Raw genomic sequence first — 25,143 nt, forward strand, 5'->3', positions numbered from 1 at the left:
AGGTTAATTAATAGCTTAACTATTCAATTCATTAATAAAATCCATCAATTCATGTTGTTTTTCAGGCATTTGAACGACCTTATTTCGAGGTTCAACCGAAGGTTGTTTAGCCCTCTTACGAGGTTTTATCTGATTTAAATACTCCTCCTGTTCCTTTTTCATCTTTTCTAGCAATCTATCATGCTGCTCTACCACATAATCCTTTTCATCAACGTAGTGCTCATAGACTTTCATTGTGTCTGCTTTTGCACTCCAATTCATATAAATTCGTAATCGTTTAATTGCCTTGTCCTGTTCTGCTTTATCCTTGTATTCTTCGCGAATCAGCCGAATACTACGGGTCACGAACCAATGACGAGTTTTATGAATATTGATTTTTATTTCTGCTTTTTCCATCATAGTTGACCAGTTTTTTAGAAAGGCATCATAAGTGTAGGGATTTCCATACTGATTAAGAAATATCGGAGTTTCATCAGGAATGTCATTCATGTTTAAACCACTTTTATCAACTTTCTTTCTCTCACCATGGATATAACGATCAAGTAGTTTTAACGTGTCATTATCTACTTTCAAAAACTTTGTTCTTTTTCCATGACTTCCCTTATTAAAGGTGGCAAATTCACCCTTGTCATACCTAGCACGATAGTCACCAAATGTAAGCTCAATAACCTCTCTTGCTCTTGCCCCAGTTTGAAATAACATTGTAGTAATAATTTCATCTCTAAGCTTCCATTTACTGTCCTCCCCAGCCTTATAAATCATAGAGGGGAGGTGAGGATCATCAATAATCTGAGGTTTCCACTCACCATTTAGGACCTTAAAATAAGAGTCGGTTAATCTTCGAGCACTTTTAGGTAAAGGTTCTTCTGTACCTGCCTCTTTAGGCATTCTAGGTTTTCCTTCCCTAACACCCTCCTTTAGGGCTTGGTGCTCTTCTAAAATGGCGTGTGCATCAATTAGGGGGTTGGGATAAGGATACATCCTTACATGAATCATGATTTTGTAAAAAGATTTTAAAGCACTTAACAATCGGCTGACAGTGTTAGGACTTTTATTTGTTAGCTTTACATTGTAATACGTTTTGCTATCGCTTGTTGTAACCTTACAATGAGCTTCATGCATCAAAAAATCCTCTATGGCTACCCGTACAATGTGGGGTTCATCATCCCACTTTACAGTTCTTTCTTGATAATTACTGCCAGTATGCAGCCAGGTGAAAAAGGTATAGAGTGTTTTTAGATAGGACTCGGCACTACTTTCTGCAATTCTGCCTAATGCCTCTTTATAAAAAACCGTGAGAGGCAGGAATGGTTTAAGGTGTTTATCCAGTACAATCAATTTAAACTTCCTAGCTTTTACCCCTTCGGGGCATTTTACGTGATGATACAAACTTTCCACCTCTATCAATCCACCTTTATTCCTGTTCTAACCAATTGTATAAAGGAATCGTTCCTGTCCGTTGTCCCTTTGATCCCAGCGATTCATAGTCACGTTGGGTGAAATCGACCAACTTCTTTTTTTCTCCGTTTGTAATCGGATCTGGCATCCAATTCTTCGTTTTAGCTGCTTTTACAAACTTGTATGGGTCATCAATAGGTCTACTTTGTTGCCTTATAATGAGACAAATTTCAAGTGCACGTTCCAACGGCAAAGAGCTAAGAACCTTATGTACTTCTTCTGAAAGGGAAGTAAGAGTTGCAACTTGGTATGCCAATTTGATTATTTCAGACTTGTTGTAATCTGTAGGGGTTGATGTGCTATTACTCTGGGCAGCTTTTTGGGAGGAACTCGTTAGGGCTGCCACATCACTTGCAGGTATCCTCCAACCTTCTTTACGGCTGTTTTGGATTGCACCTGGAAACATCCCATCTTTTATCTTTCTTTTTATAGTTTCTTCATTTTTGTAGCCCAAAAGGGCTGTTACTTCTTTAACTGAGAAATACTTTTCCATGCGAACCCTCCTTGAAAATGAATGAACTCATTATGTTGTTAAATAGAATATATGTTCTATTTTAAGGTGTATAATGAAGGAAGGTCAACCATTAATTTCCATTATCTATAATTAAATTATTGTGGTAATAAAAGTGGTGATAAAAAGGGTAAATGTAGCGATAAAAGTCTCGATAAATCCCCAAAATGTAGTGATAAAACGAAGAAAAAATCATAAAAAATAGGCGTATCAAGCAAAGTGTTGATACGCCTTAAAACTACATTGTTAAACAACATAGGTTGTCGTGTAGTAATACTTATATTTCTTTAATTATCTTAGATTCAGTATTACATATTACATTAAGCTTTTTTATCTTCAAAAATCTCTAAGGCCACTGATCCTTTTTCATAAATGAAAGTGAGTTTCTTCCCTGGCACTATCAGATTTTCTAGTACATCCTTGGCAGTTTGCAATGCGAACTCCATACGCAATGCTTTTTCCTCCTCGACTGCATTCTCTAAATCTGACTGCCGAAGCTCTCTTGCTTTCTCTAAGTACTGGTCGACCATATCGTATACCTCGTCGTAAATCGTCTCAATCTCTTTTCTCATATTCTCACGATCCTTACTGCTAAACAATTGTTACCCTTATCATAAATGAATTAAAGTACAGAAACAATAAATACCAGAGAATATCTCTTTATCATACTAAAAAAGTACAAGCACTCTTCTTCGTTCTGACAGGCTTACAACGCGAGATTCATGCGGAGCCTATTTATAAGAGCTTCCCATTTAATAATCTTTTTATGCATTTACATAAACACTTACATTACCCTCATACTTTTGTTACAATATTCGCATGAGGGCTCCTATACTCTCATAACTATTAGCATCTACCCTATTTGCTTTGGTCGGCTTTAGGTGGATGCTTTTTATTTTGCTTCTCGACTAGTTCCTCAGGTCAGTTAATGACGCAGCAACGGAAATAGGGTCTTCTTACTTCTTTAAAGAAAACTCGCCGATTGGCAAGCCGTTAGGCGAAGATAGAGGCGTAGTTGCACTTTATTCTTAAAATTCCTCACTACGTCGAATCAGCCTCTAGCTGGAAATTTATACTCTCTTAAAGAGTAAGAAAACTTTGAAGTCTTTCCACCTTCCTAACCCTCTATGATTACAGCGCAGATAAAATCCTGGATTCTAAATAATGAACATCCCCATCAACCGCCAGGATTCATCACACGACCGCTTCTCTTAGTCGAAGGAAGGAGAATTCTTTCGTAATATCGTTAAAGGAGTATATCGCTTTCTAAACGAATTATTAATCAGTGAGGTGGTAGAATTGAAAAAAAATATCGCTATCAACGGTGTCGTTACCGATGTCAACATATCCCATGATGAGTTTTGGGAGTTATTCGTATGGTGGGTAGAAAGTAATGGCTGGGAATATAATGGTACTACAAATGAAGTCGATGAAAAAAAGGAGCCGGAATCAACTCCTCCCACTTAAACTCTACCGAATTTTGAAGCGGGTGCTTGTAAAAATTCATCCCCTCCCTGCCGCCGGGCTGCACCACAAGGGCGCTTCCTTCGAACAAAGGAAGGGGACTTCTTTCGAAAGTGCGTTTGATAATCCGTACCAGAACCCAAAATCAGATTATGAAGATACCTTTGAGATATCGAATCTGATATTTTCTCGTTCGTGCGTCATACAGCTTTAAACTTCTTTCCTTTTAACTGCCTTTCCTTTTTCAACATATCTTCTCTAATTTCAAAAGTTTGGACACCATCTTCTCTTTTTTCGATAATATCCATTAATTTTTCTATATCACCAAACGAGTATTTTCTTGTTCCCTTTTCTGTACGTTTTGGAAAGATTAATTCTCTTTCTTCGTAATAGCGGATTTGCCGTTGAGTTATCCCTGTTATTTTACTGACGTCACCAATTGAAATCACTTTTTTATCTTTATAGGATATAGCTTGCATTGACATTATTACTCACTTCCCTTACATCAAAATATTTTTCTTTTCCAATACTTATAGCTTTGTTCTAAAAAAGAACAGTCTGTTAAATACTAAATCCCCCTTTTATACATTCGTTGTATAACTCCATAATTTCACAGTCATCTAAGCTAAAAATAAGATCCTCCTGTTCTGCGCTGCAAGTTAATATGGCATCTTCAATCCTGAGCCGCTCAATTTCCGTAAAAAAATAATACTTTAAAATACAATGCACCATTATTTTCTCCCCTTTTTATTTAATGTAACGAGGCAATTAAATTAAGTATATAAAACAATCCTTATGAAATAAGCTTGTGAAATATAATCATAGAGATTACAAACTCAGTATTTTGTAGGGCAATGATGAAATTCACTTCCTTGGATCTGTAAGCGAAGCAGCAAACTCCCCTAATTAACGCTTCCCTTATTAGTTATTACTAAAGAGCATATTTTGATCCTTATCTCTTAATGCGGCTTAGAACTAGAAAACAAATGATAACCGGATTTTTCCTTATCCTTCATCCCAGCTTCTTTGTGTAACATTTCCTCACACAACAACTAACATGGATAAGTATATGGCAAGCAGAATACATATGTATGTCGAAACGGGAATTCTATTTATGACAGTTTTATGAACATTCCGTGACAAATCTACAAAAATATGATAAAAAACTTTCCTGGAATAACCAATCTCCCCAACTATATATAACATTCAATGTAACTTCAGGATATTTATAGATTTATAAAAACCTAGGTATACCCCATTTACTTCCACGATTAATTGGATCTCAAAGTCATGTATATAATCAAAAAGGGGCAATTTCACCCCTCGGTGAAATTACCCCTTTTCTCCATTGTTATATGAATTTGCTTTGTCCCTATCACTTTATTTACATAACTATTCAAATTATAAAGCAGGTCTAGTTCCTAAACCTAATTATAAAAACGCTTACATAATTTATGTCTTTCCAGCTCAATTTTAAAATCTTACCTTTACTCTGCTGACTACCTACTTACTTCATATGTATTACCTACATGCGATAACTGTATTTTTTCAAAGAATCTAAAACTACTGATATCTAGTCAATATTTTGGAATGTATATTAATACTAACGCATCATTTAAAATCAAAAAATTCGGAAAATAAAACTCAGGAACAACCTAGCATTCTATATTTTGAAACACTTTTTACAAGGAGGAATTAACATATGACAGTGAATCAACCATTTCAGGATTAAAAAGCACCTAAGCAAATTTAAACAGATTTACTTTCACCCATGCCAACTAATAAACCATGTCAAAATATGTAAAAACATAACTCGATGAGCACAAACAATGTACATCTAAAGTTTAGCAATGCATTACCCTGCTCTTAAAGATCTTGCATCAATATATATATGTAATTAAAGATTTTGAATACCCATTTGTATTAATTTCGATTTTACGCCAACAGTCCATTCCTCATTAAACCCTTCAGGATCTCCCTTATCACCAATAGGAGCGTACACTTCTCCAATTTCTTCAACCGTAAGAAGCCCCTGGGCTGCATATACATTTTGAAATAACCAGGCCGTATACATAATACAGTCCTCAATAGAGGCAAACGTCGCATATTCCCCATGATTTGGCGTTCGCTCGCATCCTACCTCCCCGTAGTCAGGATATAGTTGCTTCATTGCACGAAGAGAATTAGGACTCATACACCTCATACCTGATGTATTATTTCGTTCATATAAAGAGTAGGAAGTACCGTTGCCGCTCTCCTGCATTAAAACCGCTGTTAGGAAATAGGGATGAATACGGAATGCTTCCGCAGCCTTTAGTATAACGTCAACTAGTTGAGGCTGTCTTGCAAATAAATTTCCATATACTCCTCCTTCATTATCCAGCCTAGGCTTGATATCTGTCCTAGTTAGGACTTTCATTATGACTTCCCTTACGTGAGCATCCGGTTCTACAACATTTGTAATGAAAAATTTGTCCGGAGCCTGATGCTTGTGTACAGCTGTTTCTTGGGTTGCGGCTAATTGCACAGAAACTTCATCACTGAACTTGTCACTAGGTATAGCACCTCCATATAATCCAGTAGATAATACCACACCGGAAATAAATACGTTTACTTTTTTGGATAGTACCGATATATGCTGCATGTATTGCCCCCCTAGTTTCAGGTATTGGTGTAAAGATATACATCAATGACTTCGCTAAAGTTACGTATTTCAAAACGTACAATATGGAATTTTATTTTATGCAACCCTACAAGAACCTCAAAGCCCCTTTTTTTACATATTAAGGGTATTAGCCAAGAACGGAAAGCTTTGTAAATGTTTTGTTATCTAAATGTAACCTTTGTTATCATTATGGTAATTGAAATTAAATAACTTAACCTATCTTTAAACCTAACTCAATTGTATCTCTTCTATCAGATTTGACCGAAAAAGTACCCTTCAACCGTGTGAAGGGCGCAGCCTAATCAATTAGAAACTGAAAGGTTTCTGTACTTAGGAATCCTCCACGTCGGGCGAACATAGTGAGTAACTGGGGGGGAATTCAAATAAATAATCCCTTCTCATGCTAAATGCTTCTCTTACATAAAATGCTTACACAAGGGCGCTGCGTTAAAAATAAAGAAAAGGAAGCCTCCTATACTAGCTTCCTTTTTTAACTTAGAGAGAAACAACCAGCTATTAGAATCTAATCAACGTAATATCACACTTCAAAACCAAAAGGTAATAGCATTAACATCAGAAAAACAGAGTCTTCTGGGCAAAAAAAACGGAGAAAAATTATTCTCCGTCAGACACTACGATTTCATAACCAAATTGTTTTAACTCATTTTCGTATACTTCAGGCGTCACAATGTAATACATTTCGCCATTGTTGTCCGTAATCACGATCTCGCTCGGACTTTTATCTACTTTCGCTTCAATTAGATTATCATATGGAGCACCTAGTAATTCCGTTAAGTTAATAGACATGTTAACACCTCCTGTTGCGAGTGATTGTAACAGAATTATACAAAAAGTGAAAGGGGAATTTCATAAATAATGTAATTTTTCTCTATTATGTAATCAAGAAAAAAATATAACCAAACAAAACGAAAGACAGGAATCGATTGGACATAAGGAAATTCGGTTCTGATGCAAAAAGAATCAGCTAAAAAACCAATAGAGAAAAAAACGTGGATTGTTATAAAAATAGAGGAAAGCCCTGTAAGTAAGGGGCTTTCCTCTATTTTATAATGCTGCGTCTGTTTCCTGCTGCAAGCGCTGCTGCTTCGCCTTTTTGAAATGAAGCAATTCATACACAACCGGAATGACAACCAGCGTTAACAACGTCGCCACACTCAATCCGCCGATCACAACAACGGCAAGGTTTGCGGACACAAGGCTGCCTGTTTCCGATTTCTTAAATAATAGCGGCAGCATAGCACAAATGGTAGCAACCGCAGTCATGAGGATCGGACGCATACGTGTTGCAGCAGCATCAAGAAGCGCGTCGCGAATCGTCATCGCAGCTTCATTTTTCTTCACCCGATCAAGCAGTACAATGGCGTTTGTTACAACAACTCCAATAAGCATTAATGCTCCCAGCAGCGCAGTTGGGTCTACCGCGATGCGGCTGATTAACAATCCTAAAATAGCTCCGATAGCCGCAAGCGGCAAAGAGAATAAGATGGCAATAGGAGCACGCAGCGTTTTAAATGTGATGACCATGATCAAAAACACAATACCGATAGAAGCAAGCATTGTCATGAACAAATCTGTGAAATCGTCAGCTTGTTGCGCACTTGCGCCGCCGACAAATATTTTGACGCCTTCTGGAAAACTCATGCCGTTCTTACCATTTTCTCCAAACAATGCTTTATTGATTTCTTTAGAAATAACGGATAGTTGATCAGCCTCTACCGTTGCTGTCACACGAATATAGGAATCTCCATCCTTATGAAACACATTCGTTGGCTGCTCTTCCTTTTTTAAAGTGGCAATTTCTGAAACAGGAATGGTTCCGGCCGGAGTTACAAGATTAATATCTTTCAAATCCGATTCTTTCTTCGGATCTAAAATCGGCTCTATAAGAACAGGTATTTGTTGATCATCGACTGCAATCGTTCCAATTGGCATTCTGTTGAACATTACAGCCAGCTGTTGTGCGACTTGCTCAGCCTTTGCTTTGGATGGGTCAACCACAAAGGAGTATACCGTTTTCTTCTCCTCCTGGTTTGTTTCAACAGACTCTACGCCTTTTAGATTAACTATTTTATCCTTAATATCCTTAGCAGCAGCTTCTAGGTCGCTTAGCCTTTCACCGACGACATCAACTGTAATTTGCGGCCCGCCGCTTCCTGTCAAGGAACCTGCTCCCGCTGTCAGCTTAGCACCGGAGTAGCTTCCCTTTTGCGCCTCAATTTTCTTCGTGAGGGCTTCAGAATCGATATCCTTTTTTAAAATCAGCATATAGCTTGCTTTTGTCGGAGAGCCAATTTCACCATATTTGGCAGCATCCGCACTGTTGCCAAGCTGTGTAAATAAGTACTTCACATCATCTTGATCTAGCAAAAACTTTTCTAGCTTCTTCGTATTGTCTTTCACAGTTTCAATAGGCGTATCATTCGGATAGTCTAACGTTACCTGCAGGAAATCAACAGTCGATCTGTTAATGGTTCCTTTAGGCATCACAAAGTAAGCACCGACGGAACCAGCGAACATAACAAATGAAATTAAAAGTATAATCCATTTATGATTGAGCGACCAGCTCAGCAGCCTTTTGAATTTAACTGCTGGTTTATGCTCTTTTAGTTTTGTGTTCTTCAAAAGCCCGGCACTCATAAGCGGAACAACAGTCAATGCAACGATGAGAGACGTAAGTAAGGAATACGTAATCGTTAGTGCAAACGGCAGCACTAAGTCCTGCAAATCTCCGTTGACAAGACCAATCGGCAAAAAGACGGCAACTGTCGTTAACGTAGAAGAGGTAATGGCTGCGCCAACCTCCTTCGTTGCATCCATTATAAGCTTCGGGGTAACCTTTTCGTGCTGCGCCCGCTGGAAAATGTTTTCAATGACAACGATGCTGTCGTCTACTAGCCGTCCCACCGCTACAGCAATGCCGCCCAGTGTCAGTATATTTAGAGTAATGCCTGACTTAGCAAGCAAGAACAGCGTTAAACATAAGGATAGCGGGATAGAGACAATTGTGATAAAGGTAGAACGGATATTGCGTAAAAATATCATAATAACAATGGTGGCAAACAAAGCCCCAAGCAGTACTTCCTTCATCATGCTGTTGACGGAATTCTCCACCATATCAGCCGTTGCCAGAATAACATTTGCCTTTACATTATTATACTTATCGTTAATTTCCTCAGTTGCTTTCTTAACTTCCCTGCTGATGGAAACAGCATTAGAATGACTGTCCTTCGTTACAATGAAAAGAAGGCCATCCTTCCCATCGATGTGGGTTAACGTATTTTCTGCTTTCTTTAATTCAATAGAAGCAACGTCAGAAAGAGATGTGTTTGGTGCAACTGTTAGCCTTTTTAAATCTTCAATTTTGTTAACATCGCCGACCACCTTCAGATTGCCTGCTTTTCCGTCAATCGTTTTTTCACCAATAGAAGCAGCCATGTTTTGTCCCTGCAGCACGGTCATAATACTTTCTAAGGAAACCTGTTTTTCCTTCATTTCTTTGTTCTTTACTTGAATAGAAATGAAGGAATCCGTTGTTCCGAACGTCTGAATATTAGCAACGCCTTTAATATCCTTAAAGTAAGGCGCAATTTTTTCTTTTGCGAACTCGATATTGCTTGGAGTCAGACCATCCTCAAAGGTAACCGCAACATCGGCAATGGGAACCATTGATGTATTGAGCTGCACGATGTTTGGCTTGGAGACATTAGAGGGAAGCGTGACGGTGCTGAGCGCATCTTGAATTTCCTGCTTAGCATTCTTTTTATCTGTTTTCGGCTCGAAAAAAATGTCTATTTTAGAATAACCATCCCCCGTTGTTGAAAAGATATTTCGTTTCCGGCTTACCGTTGCAACTGCCGTTTCAATTGGTTTTGTCACTTGATTCTCCATTGTGGCAGAGTCCACCCCTTGCCCCATTACAACAACCGAAATTTGCGGCTGATCAATTGGAGGCAGAAGCTCCATCGGAAGGGTCAAATAGCTGACAATCCCCATTAGCAAGGTAAGAATGGACATGATGGAAACAGCAGCTTTGTTTTGAAAAGCCCATTTAGTAAACCAAGACATACAAATAACCCCCTTTTCAACTCATGTGAAATTTCCAACACTAGTAATAGTAACATCTAATCATTGTAAAGAAAATGGTTTATTTGTAATTTTTTCATATAATGGTTTAATATTCTATTACATATTAGTTCTAAAAGGGAGGTTACTTTACTATCCATTCCCCCCAACACCTACTTGCTAACGCTCCTTTCCCACAAGGGGACTTCCGTTGGTCGAAGGTGGGGATTCTAACTATTGGGGGGCAGTTCACCCTGAGGCCTTTTTGTTCTTCCTATATGTCATATATGTACTGGAGTCCAATATATTAAAGCAGCATAAAACGGATATACGTACTCATATATACCGTCTTGTTCTAACACATATTTATTGATAACGTTCTCCACCTCATGAGCATTATAGTGCGCATCTAAAATCTTTGTAGTATTATCACGAATCAATTCTTCATAATATGTATATTCATTTCATTTTAAAAGACCAAAAAGGCAACACGAAGCTGCCCTTTTTAACCCTATTAAGATGACTTTTACTAATACCCACCACCGTAACCATACCAAGGGTAGTAAGGATAGTAAGGATAGTAAGGATAGTAATATGGGTAACGGAATAATCTTCTAAAGAAACGATATGGGAAACGGCGTTGACGGTAGCGTCGATATCTTCTCCTGCGAGGACGTCCATAATCATCATAATCATTATAACCATCATCATATCCATATTGTCTTGTTACTTGTCCTGCATCAACATCTTCAGGAACTAACATGGTTACGCCGTCCTCATCAGCACCTGCGATAATTCCCTCCATCTGTGACCCGTCGCTCATTTGTCCTATAACATGATAGCTCATATACTGCTGACATAGCGTTTTTATATCGCTGTCCATAGGCTGATAAACTCCTTGAACTTGCTGAGGTCCTAGAATGTTAGGTTGAAAAGCCCCCTGAACTTGTGAAGGCATTGGCATCTGGTTATTCACGAAAATATCTCTCCTCTCTTTACATTAGAGTATTCTCCCAGCTTGGGCCATGTTAACTTATAAGGCAAGGAAAATTCAAATTTTAATGATGATATAAGCAGATTTGATGGAAACTGGAATAATGGTGAAAGTGGGTCCGATTTCCCCCTCAATCCCCTGAATCATCTATAAGATAATTAGTGTGATTCTTAAAAGTTGATGTATATACTCTATACAAAACCAGTTAACATAATCGCGCATTATCGGAAATGGGATTCCCTATGGATTCCGCGCCAATACTGGGTTTCTCGTAATATCCGAATTTATCACGTATGCAGGATTTTATGCAATTTCCTAGCGGCGCGGCTTTCGGTCTCCCGATCCTTTGACAAGCCTCCCTATTTTTTGCATAAAATCCTGCATATTTTTTGCCCCACTTACCACTGGGCTACGCCCATTACACGCTTGAAGTGGGTCTTCTGTCGGAAAATGATAAATGAGATGTAGAGAATCTGTTAATATATGCATAAATTTAAGATAAAATGATAAATCTTACGACATGCCCGCTATAGAAAACATTCATGATAGGTGATACGATAATGGAGTCTTAAAAAATGTTTGGAGGGTACATAACATGAAGATTGCTATGGCAAGTGACCATGCTGGGGTTGCTTTGAAAGAAGAAGTAAAGGAATTACTGCAGCAACAAGGACATGAAGTATTAGATTTTGGAACAAATAGTACAGAAGCCTGCGATTTACCGGATTATATTTATCCTGCATCATTGGCGGTGGCAAAAGGAGAAGCTGACCGCGGCATTTTCATTGATGGCGTTGGTTATGGCAGTGCCCTCATTGCAAATAAAATATACGGTTTAAATGCAGTTGTTTGTCAGGATCCGTTTTGCGCCCGTTTAGCGCGCGAGCATACGGATAGTAATGTTCTATGCATTGGAGGAAAAATAATCGGTTCAGCGTTGGCTATTGAAATCGTAGAAGTATGGATGAAAACGGATTTCTTTAGCGGGATTGAAAAATATGAGAGACGTGTAAAAAAAGTAAACGAAATAGCGGAAAAGCATTTAAAAAAATTATCTGAAATATAAGCAAAGCGGACGCTCTCTGCCTTTGGTTCTGCAAAAAATGCTTTTCCAGCGCATAGGACACTTTTTTTGGCAGAGACTATTCTGGCGATGGGAGCAGTTTGAGGAACCAAAGGTTTGTTATCTTGTAAATTAAAGCTTGAAAGGGAAATTGGAAATAATTCCGTTTCCCTTTCAAGCTTTTTGTTTCCAAATGAAGAAAATGAAATCAATGTAGTCAAAAGCACTTCAATCCCTTCTTAATTTCAAATTCATCTTCTAAACATTCTAGTGAGTTAGAAGAATACCCGTAAAAACTGCTTTTCTCCCGTCGAGTGAAACTATAGGTAAAGCAAATACTCTTATGTATGTATTTCTTATTTCGGTAAACAATACTTTTTGGGTCATTCCCAATACATATTTGGAGGCAGAAAAATGAATTTTGCAGCTCATGAACTTTTAGAAACATCTGAAGCATTGAGAACAAAAGCAGCCGAAATCGAACAACACGGAGTATTTGCAAACCAATGTAGTGACCAGCGCTTAAAAGGCATTTTAATGAGACACCAGCAACAGATGATTAACGCATATCAACAAGGCATTAATCTCATGCAAGGGAAAGGGGCACAGTTAACGCATCAAACTCCAGCTTTCTTTAATATGCAGCAAAATGCTAACCTAGGCATGCACCAACAAACAACAATGTCAGCACCAATGGCAAATACACAAACTCTTTCCGATCAAACAATCGCAACTTTGGCATTAAACACGCATAAATCCGGCGCCGTCATGGGGATGCAATGGGCGAATGAATGCGTGGATCCGCAGCTTCGCATGTATCATGTGAATGGGGCAAATCTATGCCAGGAAATGGCATATGAAATTTGGAATTGGATGAACCAAAACGGTTACTACCAACCTCCGATATTTAGCAGTGCACAAGCAGCACAAATGACAGGGATGTTTCAGCCGATGAACACGACAATGAATATGAACAATACTATGAATATGAATACAGGGTACAATCTACAATAGTAATATAAGTAAAAAGGAAAGCGATGAAGGGATGCTAGTGCATAAGGTGATCACATGGAATTAAATCGTGTCAAAGAAATTCTTTCTTCTCCAGAAGAAGTAGCTGTACATTATCATGGTATTCCTGTTTGGATCGAAAGCGTTGATGGAACTTCCAGCATGGCAACTGTCCAGGCGAGAGGAGCACATGATGAAAGACGGCTCGTTTCCATTGATGCTTTGGAAGAACGATAAAACAAAGAAGGCGCGGATGTCAAAGTGCCTTTTAGATTATCAACAACCCCCTATTCAAATTTTCAATTTGAATAGGGGGCTGTCATGCATCTTTCAAATGCAAGCTGGAGCTGGTTTCTTCCATGTCCAGCTTGCAGGTTTCTTTAAATTCATAGCAGCAAACGTAAGCATCGCTGCCATACAACAAAGCCTTATTTTGTATACATATTATTGCTGTCTTTACACTAAAATTAGGACTTATTGAAACACCCTCTTATAAAAGCAGACACTTTTCTATTGCCAGTCTCATATCCTTGTTTATGCTCACAGTAACAAGAATATCGTCTTCAGTCATCTTCTCTACTGCTTCATCAGTTATCTTAGCTACCATAACTTTTTCTTTCGCACATTTACAGTCCTCCTTTGTTCCTTAACGAGTTACTCTCCGATAGCCTGAACCTTCATTCGTTCGTGATCTAGGAGGAACCACTTTTTGAAGCAATTTCGTTCATACAGATTTTTTATTAAAAGATTCCCTTGTGATAAATACTATATTTACCTCATGATAAATAAGGAGAAAGAATCCATGAAAGTGTTAGGAGTATTTGTATTGATTCTTTTATTAGCCATTTCACTTAATGTATTAATGGACCTTCTTTTAGGCTTTACGCTTTCTCACGCATTATTACATTTACTCAACCCATTTTGGGTAATAGAAAGTGGAGAATATGTGATGTTAGCATTTCTTTTGTTACTTACAATTGCTCAACAAATTGTGATTATCATAAAAAATAAAGCTAACAAACAAAACGGTTCTAGTTAGCTTTATTTTTGAAACGGCTGCGAATGATGGTAACAATCGACATTAATAATGGAATAATCAAAAGAAAAATACTGTGAAGATAATAAGGTGCAATGATTAAACCTTCTTCAATATGTTCTGCAAAATTTGAAGCGATAGTCATTGCTAAAAATATAATAATAATTCCAATCGGTAAAATAACTTGTTGATGATTTTTTAACTTGAATAAATCGACCATTCCTATGACTGCACTATAAAAATAAATGGACACTTTGAAAAACGTAGTGAACAAAAAAGTCAAGACGGCAATAGCATCAAGCCGTTGTATAAACTCGAAAAGGTTGACCTTTCCGACTGTTGATAACAATGGAAAAGTAGCTCTCTCCACTTCTTCAGCACCAAGAACAGCGATATTTAAACTGGTTATGTAAGTTAAGATAAGACCACTTGAAACCACGGCGGAAAGCCAGACTTTTTTAGTTAATTCAGGTCGATTTAGATAAGGAATCAACATGCTAAAGGCAAATATTTCTCCGAAAGGGAAAAAAGTAGTCATCGGAAATGCTGTCGTTAAGATTGGTTTCCATCCATTTTCAAGAAACGGCTGCAAATTAGGGAGATGGACATTACCTGAAATCCATGTTAAAAGACTTCCTATCAATCCAAAAAAGATTATAACGATAATAAATACTTCTGCTGTTCTTCCCAATACTTCAATTCCTAGATAAAGCACATAACAAATGGCAAGAATCATTAAGATATTGACCGCCAATAACGGTGTTTTTCGCATTGTTGACGCAACCAGGATATCCCCGAAATCACGTAGATTTCGGGAAGCAGCGTACAATAAATATACAGTGTATAATACACCAATTCCCCATCCGAGGTATTTACCGAATATTTTCCTAGCATATCCGGTAAGCGGCAGATCAGGATATTGACGAAATACAGAGTAGTAAATGAAAAACAAGGCAATTCCACCACACAATCCTAAAAGAATTGCAAGCCATGCGTCTTTTTTAGCACCTATTCCAAAACTTACGACCACTGCACTTCCAAGTTCAAATAGAAACATCATGGAAAATAGTTGGATGACACTAATTTTGGCTTTCTCCATCGTCTGGAATCCCCCTTCTTTACTTTACTTGACTTTGCCCCCTTATTTTATATATGGTTTTGTCCGCAATCCTGACCGTCGAATAAACGCTTGTACGTTTACGGTGACTTCTGTCTTGGGAAAGATTTCATCATCCCATTTTTTCTTGATCTCCTTCCACACTTTTTGGTCCTCGCGGTTGATATATTCGCTAAAACGGAAAATATCGCTTTTTTGTTCTTTGGCATCTTTTACGGCCATCATCACTTCCTCTTTTATTTCCTTCCCCATTTGTTTTTCAAGTTTTTCAATGAGTTCGTGTTTATCGAGATCGATTGGACAATGAACTTCTGAGATGTGACCTTCCGGTCGAACCATGATCTGAATAACGGGTTTTTTGTTCTTTATTTCCACTTTAATTCTTGTTTTGGAGCGCACAACGTCCACTGCAATCCCCTTTTTTTGCTTTTCACAATTAAGGTCTACAATGGTTTTTTTCAACTCATTATTGACCCATGTAACACCACGGGCAGCATCTTCATCCAACCATTTTTTGAGTTTACCCTTTTTAAAAATAGCAAGTCCTCTTATTTCGATATCTGTCTTTGGGGATATTTGTTGAACGTTTTTCAAACTGTTGCCCTTTTCCGGGTTTCCGGTAATATGAATACCTGTTAAATTTGCCCCTTCTCTGCTTAATTGTTGAATGACTTGATCAGCACGGGTACTTGCATACTCTCCCCAGATTTTTTTAGTGGATTCCAGTCCACTAACAATTTTGACAGAAGGGACGTCCTCTAAAGGAGTCGCGATTTGGAGAAGAGTTCTTGCTGTATTATTTCTGACGATTAGAATCGGAAAAAGTGTACGAAATTGTGAGTCACGTTCAAGCCAATCAAACAAATCTTGAATCCCTTTTTTTCTCGCTAGCTCCTCACCAATCACCATTAATTGGACATGTGGAAAAAAAAGTTCCTGGGGTGACTTTGGCGCAATTTTTCGGAGTGCCTCTGCAACGGTGCTCCCTGTAGCCGAATAGGTCGTAACAGGAGCCACTCCTGCTTTCCCTCCCTGCCCTGCCGCACTTGCTATTTGTCCTTCATTTATAATTTGTACTGTAACGCGATATCTGTTTTTCAAATTATCACCTCCGTCATCAATGCCGATAGCACTTACTATGTCAATATCTTGTAATTCAGCACGATCCCAACATCCGGACAGTAATACGGTAGATAAAATTATAAAGAGAATGCTGAATAGTTTATGTTTCATTAGAATCCCTCTTCGATTCGTTATCCTTTATTTGACCTTCTCTCGGTGACGGACCCAGATTTTGAGTATTACCTGCTCTCTTTATTTTCGTTTGGTTCACCAATCGGGGACGTTTTGACAAAAACGGTTTTGGGAAACGAATGATGGTATCTTTCCAATCCGAAATAATGAGCGGAGCAAAGGGGGCTAAATAAGGAATACCAAAAGAGCGAACGCTGCAAGTGTGTGCGACTAAAACAATGACCCCGAGTCCAATTCCGTAAAGCCCGAAAGAAGCTGCCAATATCATCATGATAAGTCGAAATAAACGTGTCGCATCCGTCATCGAAACATGGGGTATGGTAAAACTGGCGATTGCCGTCCCTGCTACCACAATTACCATTGCACTTGAAACAATTCCTGCCTGAACAGCTGCTTGTCCCAATACAAGTGCGCCAACGATTGAAACAGCCTGCCCAATCGGACGCGGCATCCGAACACCGGCTTCCCGCAAAAATTCAAATGTCAATTCCATTAGCAAAGCCTCTATAAATACCGGAAATGGAATCCCATGCCGCTGTGCTGACAGGCTAATTAATAAAGCCGTTGGAATCAATTCCGGGTGAAACGAAATAAACGCAATAAAAAGGGACGGTCCAAGAAGAGTGATTAAGAATGCAGTAATTCTTAGGCATCTCAAAAAACTGGCCATATTCCAACGCAAATAATAATCTTCAGCCGTTTGAAAAAATGCAATCCATGTCGCTGGTAAAATTAAAGGAATCGGTGTCCCATCAACAAAAATAGCAACACGCCCTTCCATTAAATGCCCGACCACAACATCCGGACGTTCCGTTGTAAAGATGGTTGGCCAAAGTGTCCATGTGTCGTCATTAATCCATTCTTCAATTGTATTGGAACCGAAAACTTCATCTACTTCTATTTTACCCATCCGCTCTTTGACTTCATTAAGAAGCTTGTCATTGACAATCCCTTTTACGTACATAATGGCTACATCTGTTTGTGTGATGTTCCCTAGTTTCATTGTTTCAACCCATAGATTAGGGCTTTTAATTCTGCGACGAACCATGGCTGTATTGGTAATAAGTGCCTCAACAAAACTTTCTTTAGGACCCCGGACAGCAGGTTCTATCGTAGGTTCTGTAATCGCTCTCAACTCTCCACCTTGTGCAGAACAGGCAACTGCTCGATCCCAGCCATCAATCAGAAGAATAGTTTGCCCGGATAAGAGGGAAAGGAACAGCTTGTTCCAATCCTTGACGTCCTCAACTCCCCCAATTGTCAATATTTTTTCTTTGATATATGAAAATGTTATACCTGCCTGCTGAGGAGCATCACTTTCAAGATGAACGTCACTCATCAGTCTTTCTATGATAAAACTGCCTATGATCTCCTTATCCGCTAAGCCATTTATATAAAGCAGGGCAACGTTATGCAGGTAAGGTTTTCCCATTTTAAATTCACGAATGATTAAGTCACTGCTGTTACCTAAAGCTTCCCTAACACTTTTAAGATTTTCACCTAAATGTTGACTAATTTCCTGTTTGTTTAGGTTTATTTCTGTTTCTTTATGATAAAGGATTTGCTCTCTTTTTTTCTTTTTTATTAGTCGGTTCCATACACTGTTCATGTTCTTATAACACTCCAAGTTTATAGCATCACTGAAAGACTTGTTCGATGTATTCTCTAGTTATGTAGCATAATCATTTCCTATTTTTTGATACATTTAAGATAAAAATGCATATTTAGATGGATTTACCATGAAACTTCTCGTTTCTTGAATATCTTTTTGTAAATGATTCTTAATACGACCTTATTGCTTTTCGGCAATTCTTAAACATGGTTCTATTCCTCTAAGCTATATAGTTGTGCAAGGAAACTTTTCGAAAAAGCAAATATAAACAAAGGTGAAAATATGAATGCGTTCAATATGTAAAGGTGACAACAAAAGAATGTATGGAAAATATTTACTTAAAGTTGTACAATATAATTGTATAAATTAATTTACATTAGGAGGATTCATGTATGTTTCTATCTATTGATGGGTTTGTTCAGGCGTGGGAGTTCGAAAGTTCTTCTACACAAAAAGTGCTTGATGTATTAACTGATGAGTCTCTAAAGCAAGCAGTTAAACCGAATGATCGCACCTTAGGCGGCCTTGCTTGGCATATCGTCACAGCTCTTCAAAGCATTATGGGACAAACAGGCTTAACCTTTGACGCACCTTCCCACAATACCGCTCTTCCTACTACTGCAAAGGAAATCGCGGATGCATATCGCCAAGCGAGTCAAGCCTTATCCAAAGCGGTTCAAACACAGTGGACAGATGAAACACTGCGAGAAACCTGTAACATGTTCGGACAATTCGATTGGTCAAAGGGAATGGCTCTTTCTATTCTCATCAATCATCAAATCCATCACCGCGGCCAAATGACGATTCTTATGCGCCAAGCAGACTTAATCGTTCCAGGCATATACGGTCCTGCTAAGGAGGAATGGAGCCAAATTGGTATGGAGGCTCCTGAAGTCGTGTAAAAAGAAATCTAATATTTTTTAAACATGTAACTAGTAAAAGCCGATTATTTCTATATTGAGAAGAAAAATCGGCTTTTTTATATTTACAAAAATCTAAGTTTACTTCCCAATTAAGCCGACTATAATACCTCTATTAAAGGCGTCTCTTTTAAATATATAAAACTAGATAAAAAGGAATTTCTGCTCGACGATTCGTTCTAAAGCAATCAAAAACATTCCTTATCTAGATCGTTAGAAAGATGTGATGATAATTAAAGACTTGGGCACCCGCATCAAGCTACGCTCCACTGATGAGGTGTTGTTCCTGCCTATTTTTTGATAAGCTCTATTAATGTTTGTTGTAGATTTTCAACTAAAATATCTCAATAAAAGAGGTCGGGAATGAAAAAAATAATTAGTATTAGGTTAGCGAGCAATATGATAATTCTCATTAATACAATAGCACTTTTGATGCACGTTCTGATACTCCTCAAAATTATACCGAATAATTTCGTATGGGGAGGACGATTAAAGAGTGAGACAGATGTAATCATCTTCGAAAGTATATCGATAGTAATTCAAATACTATTTATTTCAATTATCGCTACAAAAGCAGGCTATATTTTCAAAGGAAAGTTCCAAAGAGCTGTGAATGTCGGTACATGGATTATATTTGGACTTATGGTGCTTAATACAATAGGCAATTTAGTATCAATCTCTAGCTTGGAAACAATAGTAATGACTCCAGCGACAGGTGTGCTTGCGCTTTTAGTATTCAGATTAGCAATAGAAAAATAAAGTTATAGAAAGACTAAACGGTCTTTTACCTTAGCTAAAAATCAACACCAAATGATAACAGAGCCTTTTGATAAAGAACACTCGCCTATTGGCGAGCCCTGCCCTTGGGCGAAGACAGAGGCGTAGTTGCACTTACACTTTGTTCCTAAAATTTCCTGTTACGTCGAATGAGCTTCAAGCTGGAAATTTATACTTTCTTAAAGTGTAAAAAATAGCAGTACCTACCGCAAGATTTGGTCTGTACTGCTAATCTACTAATCTCAGTCTATTTTTATTTTACCGCTTCATCGTCATCCAACTGCCAACATGATGGACAGCTATACCTTTTAAAGCAGAATTGCTCGCATAGTAGTTTTTCACCGCTGTGAGTTCCCGATTCATGTATGATTCGCCTTCTTCAAAAAAGGAAATTGTATCACCTTCAGCAGTATTCCCGGTTTCAATGCCAACTACAATCGATTTTCTATATTTTTTAGCAAGTGCCATTTCATTTTTGACGATATCAATAATCATTAGTGCTGAATCACGATATGCCATAACCGTCACACCGTCTGTTTTTGCGATGACCCATTCAGCAAGCATCCCTTTTCCATACGTATTTTTATAGGGAATTCCATCAAACCAAAAAGGCATGTCCACTTCAAGCGGAAGATTTAAAGCAGCCGCACTGCTTTTCGCCTTCGTTAACAAAGATTGATACGATTTGATTGTATCGGCTTGATTCGTTGTCCAACCACTATATAAATAAGGTTCAACATCCAAATGAACACCCGCAAATTTTTGGGCAGACGTTGAGCCGCTTTGATATCTGCCAAGCCAGTTCATCATTTGATTTTGGATCATATATCCTTTCGGCGCAACCCATTCATCCGATCCATCTAACGCATAAATGCGTATTCCCTTTGCAAAGGCTTTTCCAATAAAGCTGCGATATACCTTCAGAGGAATGTCTCGGTCAATCTGCATGTATACTTTATTTACCTGTTTGCTTTCAAGGAAAGCGATTGTACCGGCTTCATCACTAACTATCATCCACGGATTCCAGAGCCATGTTGCCCGATCTGACGCAGAAGCTTCTGCGCTTAAATTGCCGGGAGCGGCCATAAGTACAAAAAACAGAATTATTGACATTATAATTTTTTTCATTACCAAAAGGTCCTCCATTCTCTCAGCCAAGACTCACAGAACGAGAACCTGGCAACCTGACGACCATACGCTTTCACAGCGGTTAGGCTCACGGCTTTGCGTCCTTCCCTTTCGGTGAAGTTTGCCTTTTTCATACTATTTTATATCTTTATTATACGGCACCTTAAGAATTTCCGTCCATTTACTTTTTTAACCAAACAAAATATTTCGTTATACGGATTAGTCTTACCTACGTTAGCTTTGCATGATTTCGAGCTCTTTGGACATACTGTGTATGCATCTTCTCTGGCGATGCTATCTTATAACAAGGAGGCACTCCTATGCCAAATCAAAACCAATTCAGGAACTCTACAGCTGCTCCTTCTATACAGGATACAATGGAGGACATTTGGCGCACAACTTGCGGGTCATGGGAGAACTGTAGCGAGTCCACCGTTCAGTCTTTCTTATCCCAATGCGAGCAGCATAACATTGACCCGCAGTTTTGCATGAGTTGGATTCAGCAACATAGCAATCAGATTCCAAACTGGCCGGCTGTTTCTGATGTAACTCGTGAATGGGTCAACCAACATACTTCTACGGGTTCTCCCATTTCCGTGTCAGAGCAGAATACACGTTAATAAAAAAGCAGACACAGCCTCCCTTGCTCCTAAAGAAGAATGTGCTCCCACGCACAAGGCGTTTTTGCCTTTTGCGTGGTATCCGTCAAAACAGTCGAAAACAAAGAATAATCTTCAAACCAAATTGTTTTGTAAAATAATCTCATTTTCCTTAATGGCAGGCAGTATAATAGAAAATTTCGTTCCTTTTCCCTTCCTGCTAAAAACTTGTATCTTTCCATCCATCGCTTCAATGATTCGATAACTGACCATTAATCCTAGACCGGTTCCTTTTTCTTTGGTTGAATAAAACGGGTTCCCTAGTCTTTCTAATTCCGCTTTTTCCATTCCCACACCATTATCAACAATCTCAATGATGACATTATCAGCTCTTTTATAACCGTATATTTGAAGCATTCCTCCATCCGGCATTGCCTCTACCCCGTTTTTTAGAAAATTAATGAAAACTTGTGCAAGTTTTTTGGAGTCGCCTATAACCTCTAAGGAATCCTCTATGTTATATGAAATTTGAACATTTTTCATTATGGTAAAACCTTCAATGATATTGATAACCTGCTTCATCAGTTCCCCAATTTTGATTGCTTCTTTTTTATTAATCTGGGGTCTTGCATATGACAAGTAATCTTCAATAATAGACTCAGCTCTATCCAGTTCACTGATGATAAGCTTCATATAATCTTTATTTGTTTTCTCGACTTCTTGATTGCTTAACAGTTGGACAAATCCACGAATGACAGTCATCGGGTTTCGGATTTCATGAGCAATTGAAGCCGCAAGTTCTCCCAGTACATACATTTTTTCAGCCCGTTCGATTTCCTTCCAAAGAATAAGATTTTCGTGCATCATTTCAATAATATAAATTGCCATCCACATAGCCACAACATGCAGCAAACAGTACATAATAAAAAACATAACAATCTGTTGGTCTAACAATCTTGCAGAATCGACCATCCTGATACAACTAATCAGTGTCACTAAGAATGAAGCAAAAAATGAAAGACTTAATCCAATCAAAAATTTTTTCTGGCGGGTGCCGCTTCTATATTTAACCAAGTAAAAACCTGTAATACATATGATAACAGAATAAGCATATACGGTTGTATAAATCCCATCTCCACCTAAATAATATCTGTATACAAATAAAATAGCGGTTAATATCCCCCCTGCCAGATATCCTCCATACAACATTCCTAGCAACAACGGAATAATTCTTAGGTCATAAAAATACCCCGGAAACATGGAAAATGGAAAGGACATACACAATATGATGGTGGCAGCTGCCAGGAAGAGAATCACAAACTTCCTTTGCGCTTTAAGCTTATCGTTATTCCGTCTTCGACTTAAAATAATCATAAAACTCAAGAAAATTGCGCATAAAATCAAAAAGATATTTAGGAGTAGACTTTGAACACCAACCAATTAAATCCTCCTCATGTACTACCCTTTATTTAAGTTAAGGGTACCTTCTCCATTAAACTTTCAGGTAATTATAACACCTTTTTGATTAGTATATATAGACTATATTTAATTCCCCATCATTTTATTAAGTCCAGACATTAAGTTCTAATTATGCCAATCAGCCGGCAATTTGTTATACATGCATCTGCATATGATGCTGTCATCTTATCCAAGTATAGCTTGGACAAGAAACGATAAGTTAACGATGCTAAACCATTTTGACATATTTCAAATTATAATTTAACAGATTCATTTTCTGCTTATTTAAAGTGAACAACCTAGTCAAAAATTATGGCGGCTAAAAGTAAAAAACAGCCCTAGGACTGTTTTTCACTTTTAGCGTATTTCGTTATGCATGTCATGGCCCTGCGGTTTTCCGTTACCATGTTATATTAGCGGTACACTACATCATTCCAGCGTAATTCATTCTTAAATGTATGCACATTTGTGTCCTTGTTAATAAGTACGCATTCCACTCCTACTAACTCAGCCCAGTCGATTAACTGTTCTGTCGTAACTTTGTAAGAGAAGCATGTATGGTGCGCTCCGCCAGCTAGAATCCAGTTTTCAGCAGATTCACTTAGAGAAGGCTGAGGCTTCCATAACACCCTAGCAACCGGTAGTTTCGGCATTGCTTTTTCCGGCTGTACCGCATCCACTTCATTAATTAATAGACGGAAGCGATGTCCAAGATCAATGATAGAAGCATTGATAGCAGAGCCGCTTGCACCATCAAACACAATGCGTGCTGGATCCTCTTTTCCGCCAATTCCAAGCGGGTGAACTTCAATTCTTGGCTTCGTTGCAGCAATGGTAGGACATACTTCTAACATATGGGCACCGAGTACAAGCTCGTTTCCTGGCTCGAAATGATACGTGTAGTCTTCCATGAAGGATGTACCTTCGCCCCCAGCCATCATTTTCATCATGCGCACCAATGCAGCTGTTTTCCAGTCACCCTCACCTGCAAAGCCATATCCCTGTGCCATGAGATGCTGCACAGCAAGACCAGGAAGCTGACGAATTCCATGTAAGTCTTCAAAGGTCGTAGTAAACGCTGTATAATTTCCTTCCTTCAAAAATGCTTTCAAGCCTAGTTCAATTTTGGCTTGCTCACGTATGGAGTCCTGAATAAACCCATCCTTAAGACCTTCAGGTACGATATCATACAATTCTTGATATTCGTCAAATAGCGCACTAACTTCTTGCGCCGACACATCATTGATTCGTTGAACAAGATCTCCAACTCCATAACCGTTAACAGTCCAGCCAAACTTGATTTGCGCCTCGATTTTGTCGCCTTCCGTTACCGCTACTTGACGCATGTTATCGCCAAACCTTGCTACCTTTAAACTGCTTCCCTCTCTAAATGCTGCCGAAGTTTGCATCCAGCTGCCGATTCGCTCCCTCACTTCGGCATTCTCCCAGTGCCCCACGACAACCTTTCGTTTCACATTCATTCTCGTGCCGATAAAACCATGCTCACGATCACCATGAGCCGATTGGTTTGTGTTCATAAAATCCATATCGATGGAATCCCAAGGAATATCGCGATTAAATTGCGTATGTAGATGGAGTAAAGGCTTTTGTAATACTCCTAGACCAGCAATCCACATTTTTGATGGCGAAAATGTATGCATCCATGTAATAATTCCAGCACAGCGATCATCTGCATTTGCCTCAAGGCAAAGCCTCCGAATCGAATCAGCTTCCTTTACCACTGATTTAAATATAACCTTAAATGGAAGCTTCGAATCCTGATCCAATCCTTGAACGATTTGCTTCGAATTCGCTTCCACTTCCCGAAGCGTCTCTTCTCCGTAAAGTAATTGGCTTCCAGTAACAAACCAGAATTCATGTGATTTTGTATGCAACATGCTAAATCCTCCTTAGTATTTTTAGATACATTTTTTCTTTGAGTAAGAGAAGCATAGATTTTATCTGTACCCATATGGACAAGTATGGGTATATG

23 protein-coding genes and 1 riboswitch are annotated in these 25,143 nt (G+C 38.5%); of the genes, 8 read left to right on the plus strand and 15 right to left on the minus strand.

The annotated features are described in order from the left end of the window. Positions 1 to 15: 15 nt before the first annotated feature. The 3 genes from AC6HZ4_RS16810 to AC6HZ4_RS16820 all read right to left on the minus strand — a co-directional run bounded on the left by AC6HZ4_RS16810 (position 16) and on the right by AC6HZ4_RS16820 (position 2,541). Positions 16 to 1,398, minus strand: coding sequence for a tyrosine-type recombinase/integrase (locus AC6HZ4_RS16810; RefSeq protein ID WP_497490795.1), 1,383 nt, complete (start codon positions 1,396 to 1,398; stop codon positions 16 to 18). Between the two features lie 16 nt (positions 1,399 to 1,414). Further along, positions 1,415 to 1,951, minus strand: coding sequence for a helix-turn-helix transcriptional regulator (locus AC6HZ4_RS16815; protein ID WP_497490796.1), 537 nt, complete (start codon positions 1,949 to 1,951; stop codon positions 1,415 to 1,417). Positions 1,952 to 2,289: 338 nt separating this feature from the next. Beyond that, positions 2,290 to 2,541 (minus strand): hypothetical protein, encoded by a 252-nt coding sequence (locus AC6HZ4_RS16820; protein ID WP_497490797.1) that lies wholly within the window; start codon positions 2,539 to 2,541, stop codon positions 2,290 to 2,292. A gap of 727 nt (positions 2,542 to 3,268) precedes the next feature. Between AC6HZ4_RS16820 and AC6HZ4_RS16825 the strand changes: the two genes are divergently transcribed. Continuing rightward, positions 3,269 to 3,436: a hypothetical protein gene (locus tag AC6HZ4_RS16825; protein WP_497490798.1), complete on the plus strand. Its 168-nt coding sequence runs from the start codon at positions 3,269 to 3,271 to the stop codon at positions 3,434 to 3,436. A 197-nt stretch (positions 3,437 to 3,633) separates the two neighbouring features. On the opposite strand, the gene AC6HZ4_RS16830 is transcribed toward AC6HZ4_RS16825, so the two are convergent. The 6 genes from AC6HZ4_RS16830 to AC6HZ4_RS16855 all read right to left on the minus strand — a co-directional run bounded on the left by AC6HZ4_RS16830 (position 3,634) and on the right by AC6HZ4_RS16855 (position 11,157). Then, on the minus strand, positions 3,634 to 3,918 hold the full coding sequence (locus tag AC6HZ4_RS16830) for a MerR family transcriptional regulator (protein ID WP_497490799.1): 285 nt from the start codon (positions 3,916 to 3,918) through the stop codon (positions 3,634 to 3,636). 76 nt (positions 3,919 to 3,994) lie between these two features. Next, positions 3,995 to 4,165 carry a hypothetical protein gene (locus tag AC6HZ4_RS16835; protein WP_497490800.1) on the minus strand — a complete coding sequence of 57 codons (171 nt, stop codon included), beginning with the start codon at positions 4,163 to 4,165 and terminating at the stop codon, positions 3,995 to 3,997. 1,165 nt (positions 4,166 to 5,330) lie between these two features. Then, the gene (locus AC6HZ4_RS16840; RefSeq protein WP_497490801.1) at positions 5,331 to 6,077 is read right to left on the minus strand and encodes a hypothetical protein; all 747 of its coding nucleotides are present in this window, start codon (positions 6,075 to 6,077) and stop codon (positions 5,331 to 5,333) included. Between the two features lie 636 nt (positions 6,078 to 6,713). Beyond that, entirely contained in the window at positions 6,714 to 6,905 is a 192-nt protein-coding gene (locus AC6HZ4_RS16845; RefSeq protein WP_497490803.1) for a hypothetical protein, read from the minus strand. A 258-nt stretch (positions 6,906 to 7,163) separates the two neighbouring features. Continuing rightward, on the minus strand, positions 7,164 to 10,184 hold the full coding sequence (locus AC6HZ4_RS16850; RefSeq protein ID WP_497490804.1) for an efflux RND transporter permease subunit: 3,021 nt from the start codon (positions 10,182 to 10,184) through the stop codon (positions 7,164 to 7,166). Between the two features lie 526 nt (positions 10,185 to 10,710). Further along, positions 10,711 to 11,157, minus strand: coding sequence for a hypothetical protein (locus AC6HZ4_RS16855; protein ID WP_497490805.1), 447 nt, complete (start codon positions 11,155 to 11,157; stop codon positions 10,711 to 10,713). A gap of 613 nt (positions 11,158 to 11,770) precedes the next feature. On the opposite strand from AC6HZ4_RS16855, the gene rpiB reads away from it, so the two are divergent. The 4 genes from rpiB (at position 11,771) to AC6HZ4_RS16875 (ending at position 14,288) form a co-directional block, all read left to right on the plus strand. Next, positions 11,771 to 12,241, plus strand: coding sequence for a ribose 5-phosphate isomerase B (gene rpiB / locus AC6HZ4_RS16860; RefSeq protein WP_497490806.1), 471 nt, complete (start codon positions 11,771 to 11,773; stop codon positions 12,239 to 12,241). 411 nt (positions 12,242 to 12,652) lie between these two features. After that, positions 12,653 to 13,252: a spore coat protein gene (locus tag AC6HZ4_RS16865; protein ID WP_497490807.1), complete on the plus strand. Its 600-nt coding sequence runs from the start codon at positions 12,653 to 12,655 to the stop codon at positions 13,250 to 13,252. A gap of 54 nt (positions 13,253 to 13,306) precedes the next feature. Further along, positions 13,307 to 13,486, plus strand: coding sequence for an H-type small acid-soluble spore protein (locus AC6HZ4_RS16870; RefSeq protein ID WP_497490808.1), 180 nt, complete (start codon positions 13,307 to 13,309; stop codon positions 13,484 to 13,486). Positions 13,487 to 13,958: 472 nt separating this feature from the next. Further along, positions 13,959 to 14,288, plus strand: a complete 330-nt coding sequence (locus AC6HZ4_RS16875; RefSeq protein WP_497490809.1) for a YczF family membrane protein — start codon at positions 13,959 to 13,961, stop codon at positions 14,286 to 14,288. On the opposite strand, the gene AC6HZ4_RS16880 is transcribed toward AC6HZ4_RS16875, so the two are convergent. From AC6HZ4_RS16880 to AC6HZ4_RS16890, 3 genes are read right to left on the minus strand one after another with little or no spacing between them, the layout of a single operon-like run. Beyond that, positions 14,281 to 15,384 (minus strand): GerAB/ArcD/ProY family transporter, encoded by a 1,104-nt coding sequence (locus tag AC6HZ4_RS16880; RefSeq protein WP_497490810.1) that lies wholly within the window; start codon positions 15,382 to 15,384, stop codon positions 14,281 to 14,283. The genes AC6HZ4_RS16875 and AC6HZ4_RS16880 overlap by 8 nt on opposite strands. Positions 15,385 to 15,426: 42 nt before the next feature. Continuing rightward, positions 15,427 to 16,635, minus strand: coding sequence for a Ger(x)C family spore germination protein (locus tag AC6HZ4_RS16885; RefSeq protein ID WP_497490811.1), 1,209 nt, complete (start codon positions 16,633 to 16,635; stop codon positions 15,427 to 15,429). Further along, on the minus strand, positions 16,625 to 18,265 hold the full coding sequence (locus AC6HZ4_RS16890; RefSeq protein WP_497490813.1) for a spore germination protein: 1,641 nt from the start codon (positions 18,263 to 18,265) through the stop codon (positions 16,625 to 16,627). Before AC6HZ4_RS16890 ends, AC6HZ4_RS16885 begins: the two co-directional genes overlap by 11 nt. Before the next feature lie 395 nt (positions 18,266 to 18,660). Here AC6HZ4_RS16890 and AC6HZ4_RS16895 point away from each other — a divergent pair, with 395 nt between their 5' ends. Together AC6HZ4_RS16895 and AC6HZ4_RS16900 are read left to right on the plus strand one after the other, a co-directional pair. Continuing rightward, positions 18,661 to 19,170 (plus strand): DinB family protein, encoded by a 510-nt coding sequence (locus AC6HZ4_RS16895; RefSeq protein WP_497490814.1) that lies wholly within the window; start codon positions 18,661 to 18,663, stop codon positions 19,168 to 19,170. Positions 19,171 to 19,551: 381 nt separating this feature from the next. Then, entirely contained in the window at positions 19,552 to 19,947 is a 396-nt protein-coding gene (locus AC6HZ4_RS16900; protein ID WP_497490815.1) for a hypothetical protein, read from the plus strand. A 276-nt stretch (positions 19,948 to 20,223) separates the two neighbouring features. Here the strand turns inward: AC6HZ4_RS16900 and AC6HZ4_RS16905 are convergent, their stop codons facing one another. Then, complete coding sequence (locus tag AC6HZ4_RS16905; protein ID WP_497490816.1) at positions 20,224 to 21,093, minus strand: amidase; 870 nt, start codon at positions 21,091 to 21,093, stop codon at positions 20,224 to 20,226. A gap of 47 nt (positions 21,094 to 21,140) precedes the next feature. After that, positions 21,141 to 21,229, minus strand: a riboswitch (cyclic di-GMP riboswitch). Between the two features lie 184 nt (positions 21,230 to 21,413). Between AC6HZ4_RS16905 and AC6HZ4_RS16910 the strand changes: the two genes are divergently transcribed. Beyond that, positions 21,414 to 21,713 (plus strand): hypothetical protein, encoded by a 300-nt coding sequence (locus AC6HZ4_RS16910; protein ID WP_497490817.1) that lies wholly within the window; start codon positions 21,414 to 21,416, stop codon positions 21,711 to 21,713. A gap of 114 nt (positions 21,714 to 21,827) precedes the next feature. Here AC6HZ4_RS16910 and AC6HZ4_RS16915 read toward each other — a convergent pair whose 3' ends face one another. Further along, complete coding sequence (locus AC6HZ4_RS16915) at positions 21,828 to 23,132, minus strand: ATP-binding protein (RefSeq protein ID WP_497490819.1); 1,305 nt, start codon at positions 23,130 to 23,132, stop codon at positions 21,828 to 21,830. Between the two features lie 431 nt (positions 23,133 to 23,563). Next, positions 23,564 to 25,048 (minus strand): L-arabinose isomerase, encoded by a 1,485-nt coding sequence (gene araA / locus AC6HZ4_RS16920; protein ID WP_497490821.1) that lies wholly within the window; start codon positions 25,046 to 25,048, stop codon positions 23,564 to 23,566. Between the last annotated feature and the right edge of the window lie 95 nt (positions 25,049 to 25,143).

The organism is Ectobacillus sp. OTK (genome assembly GCF_059698935.1).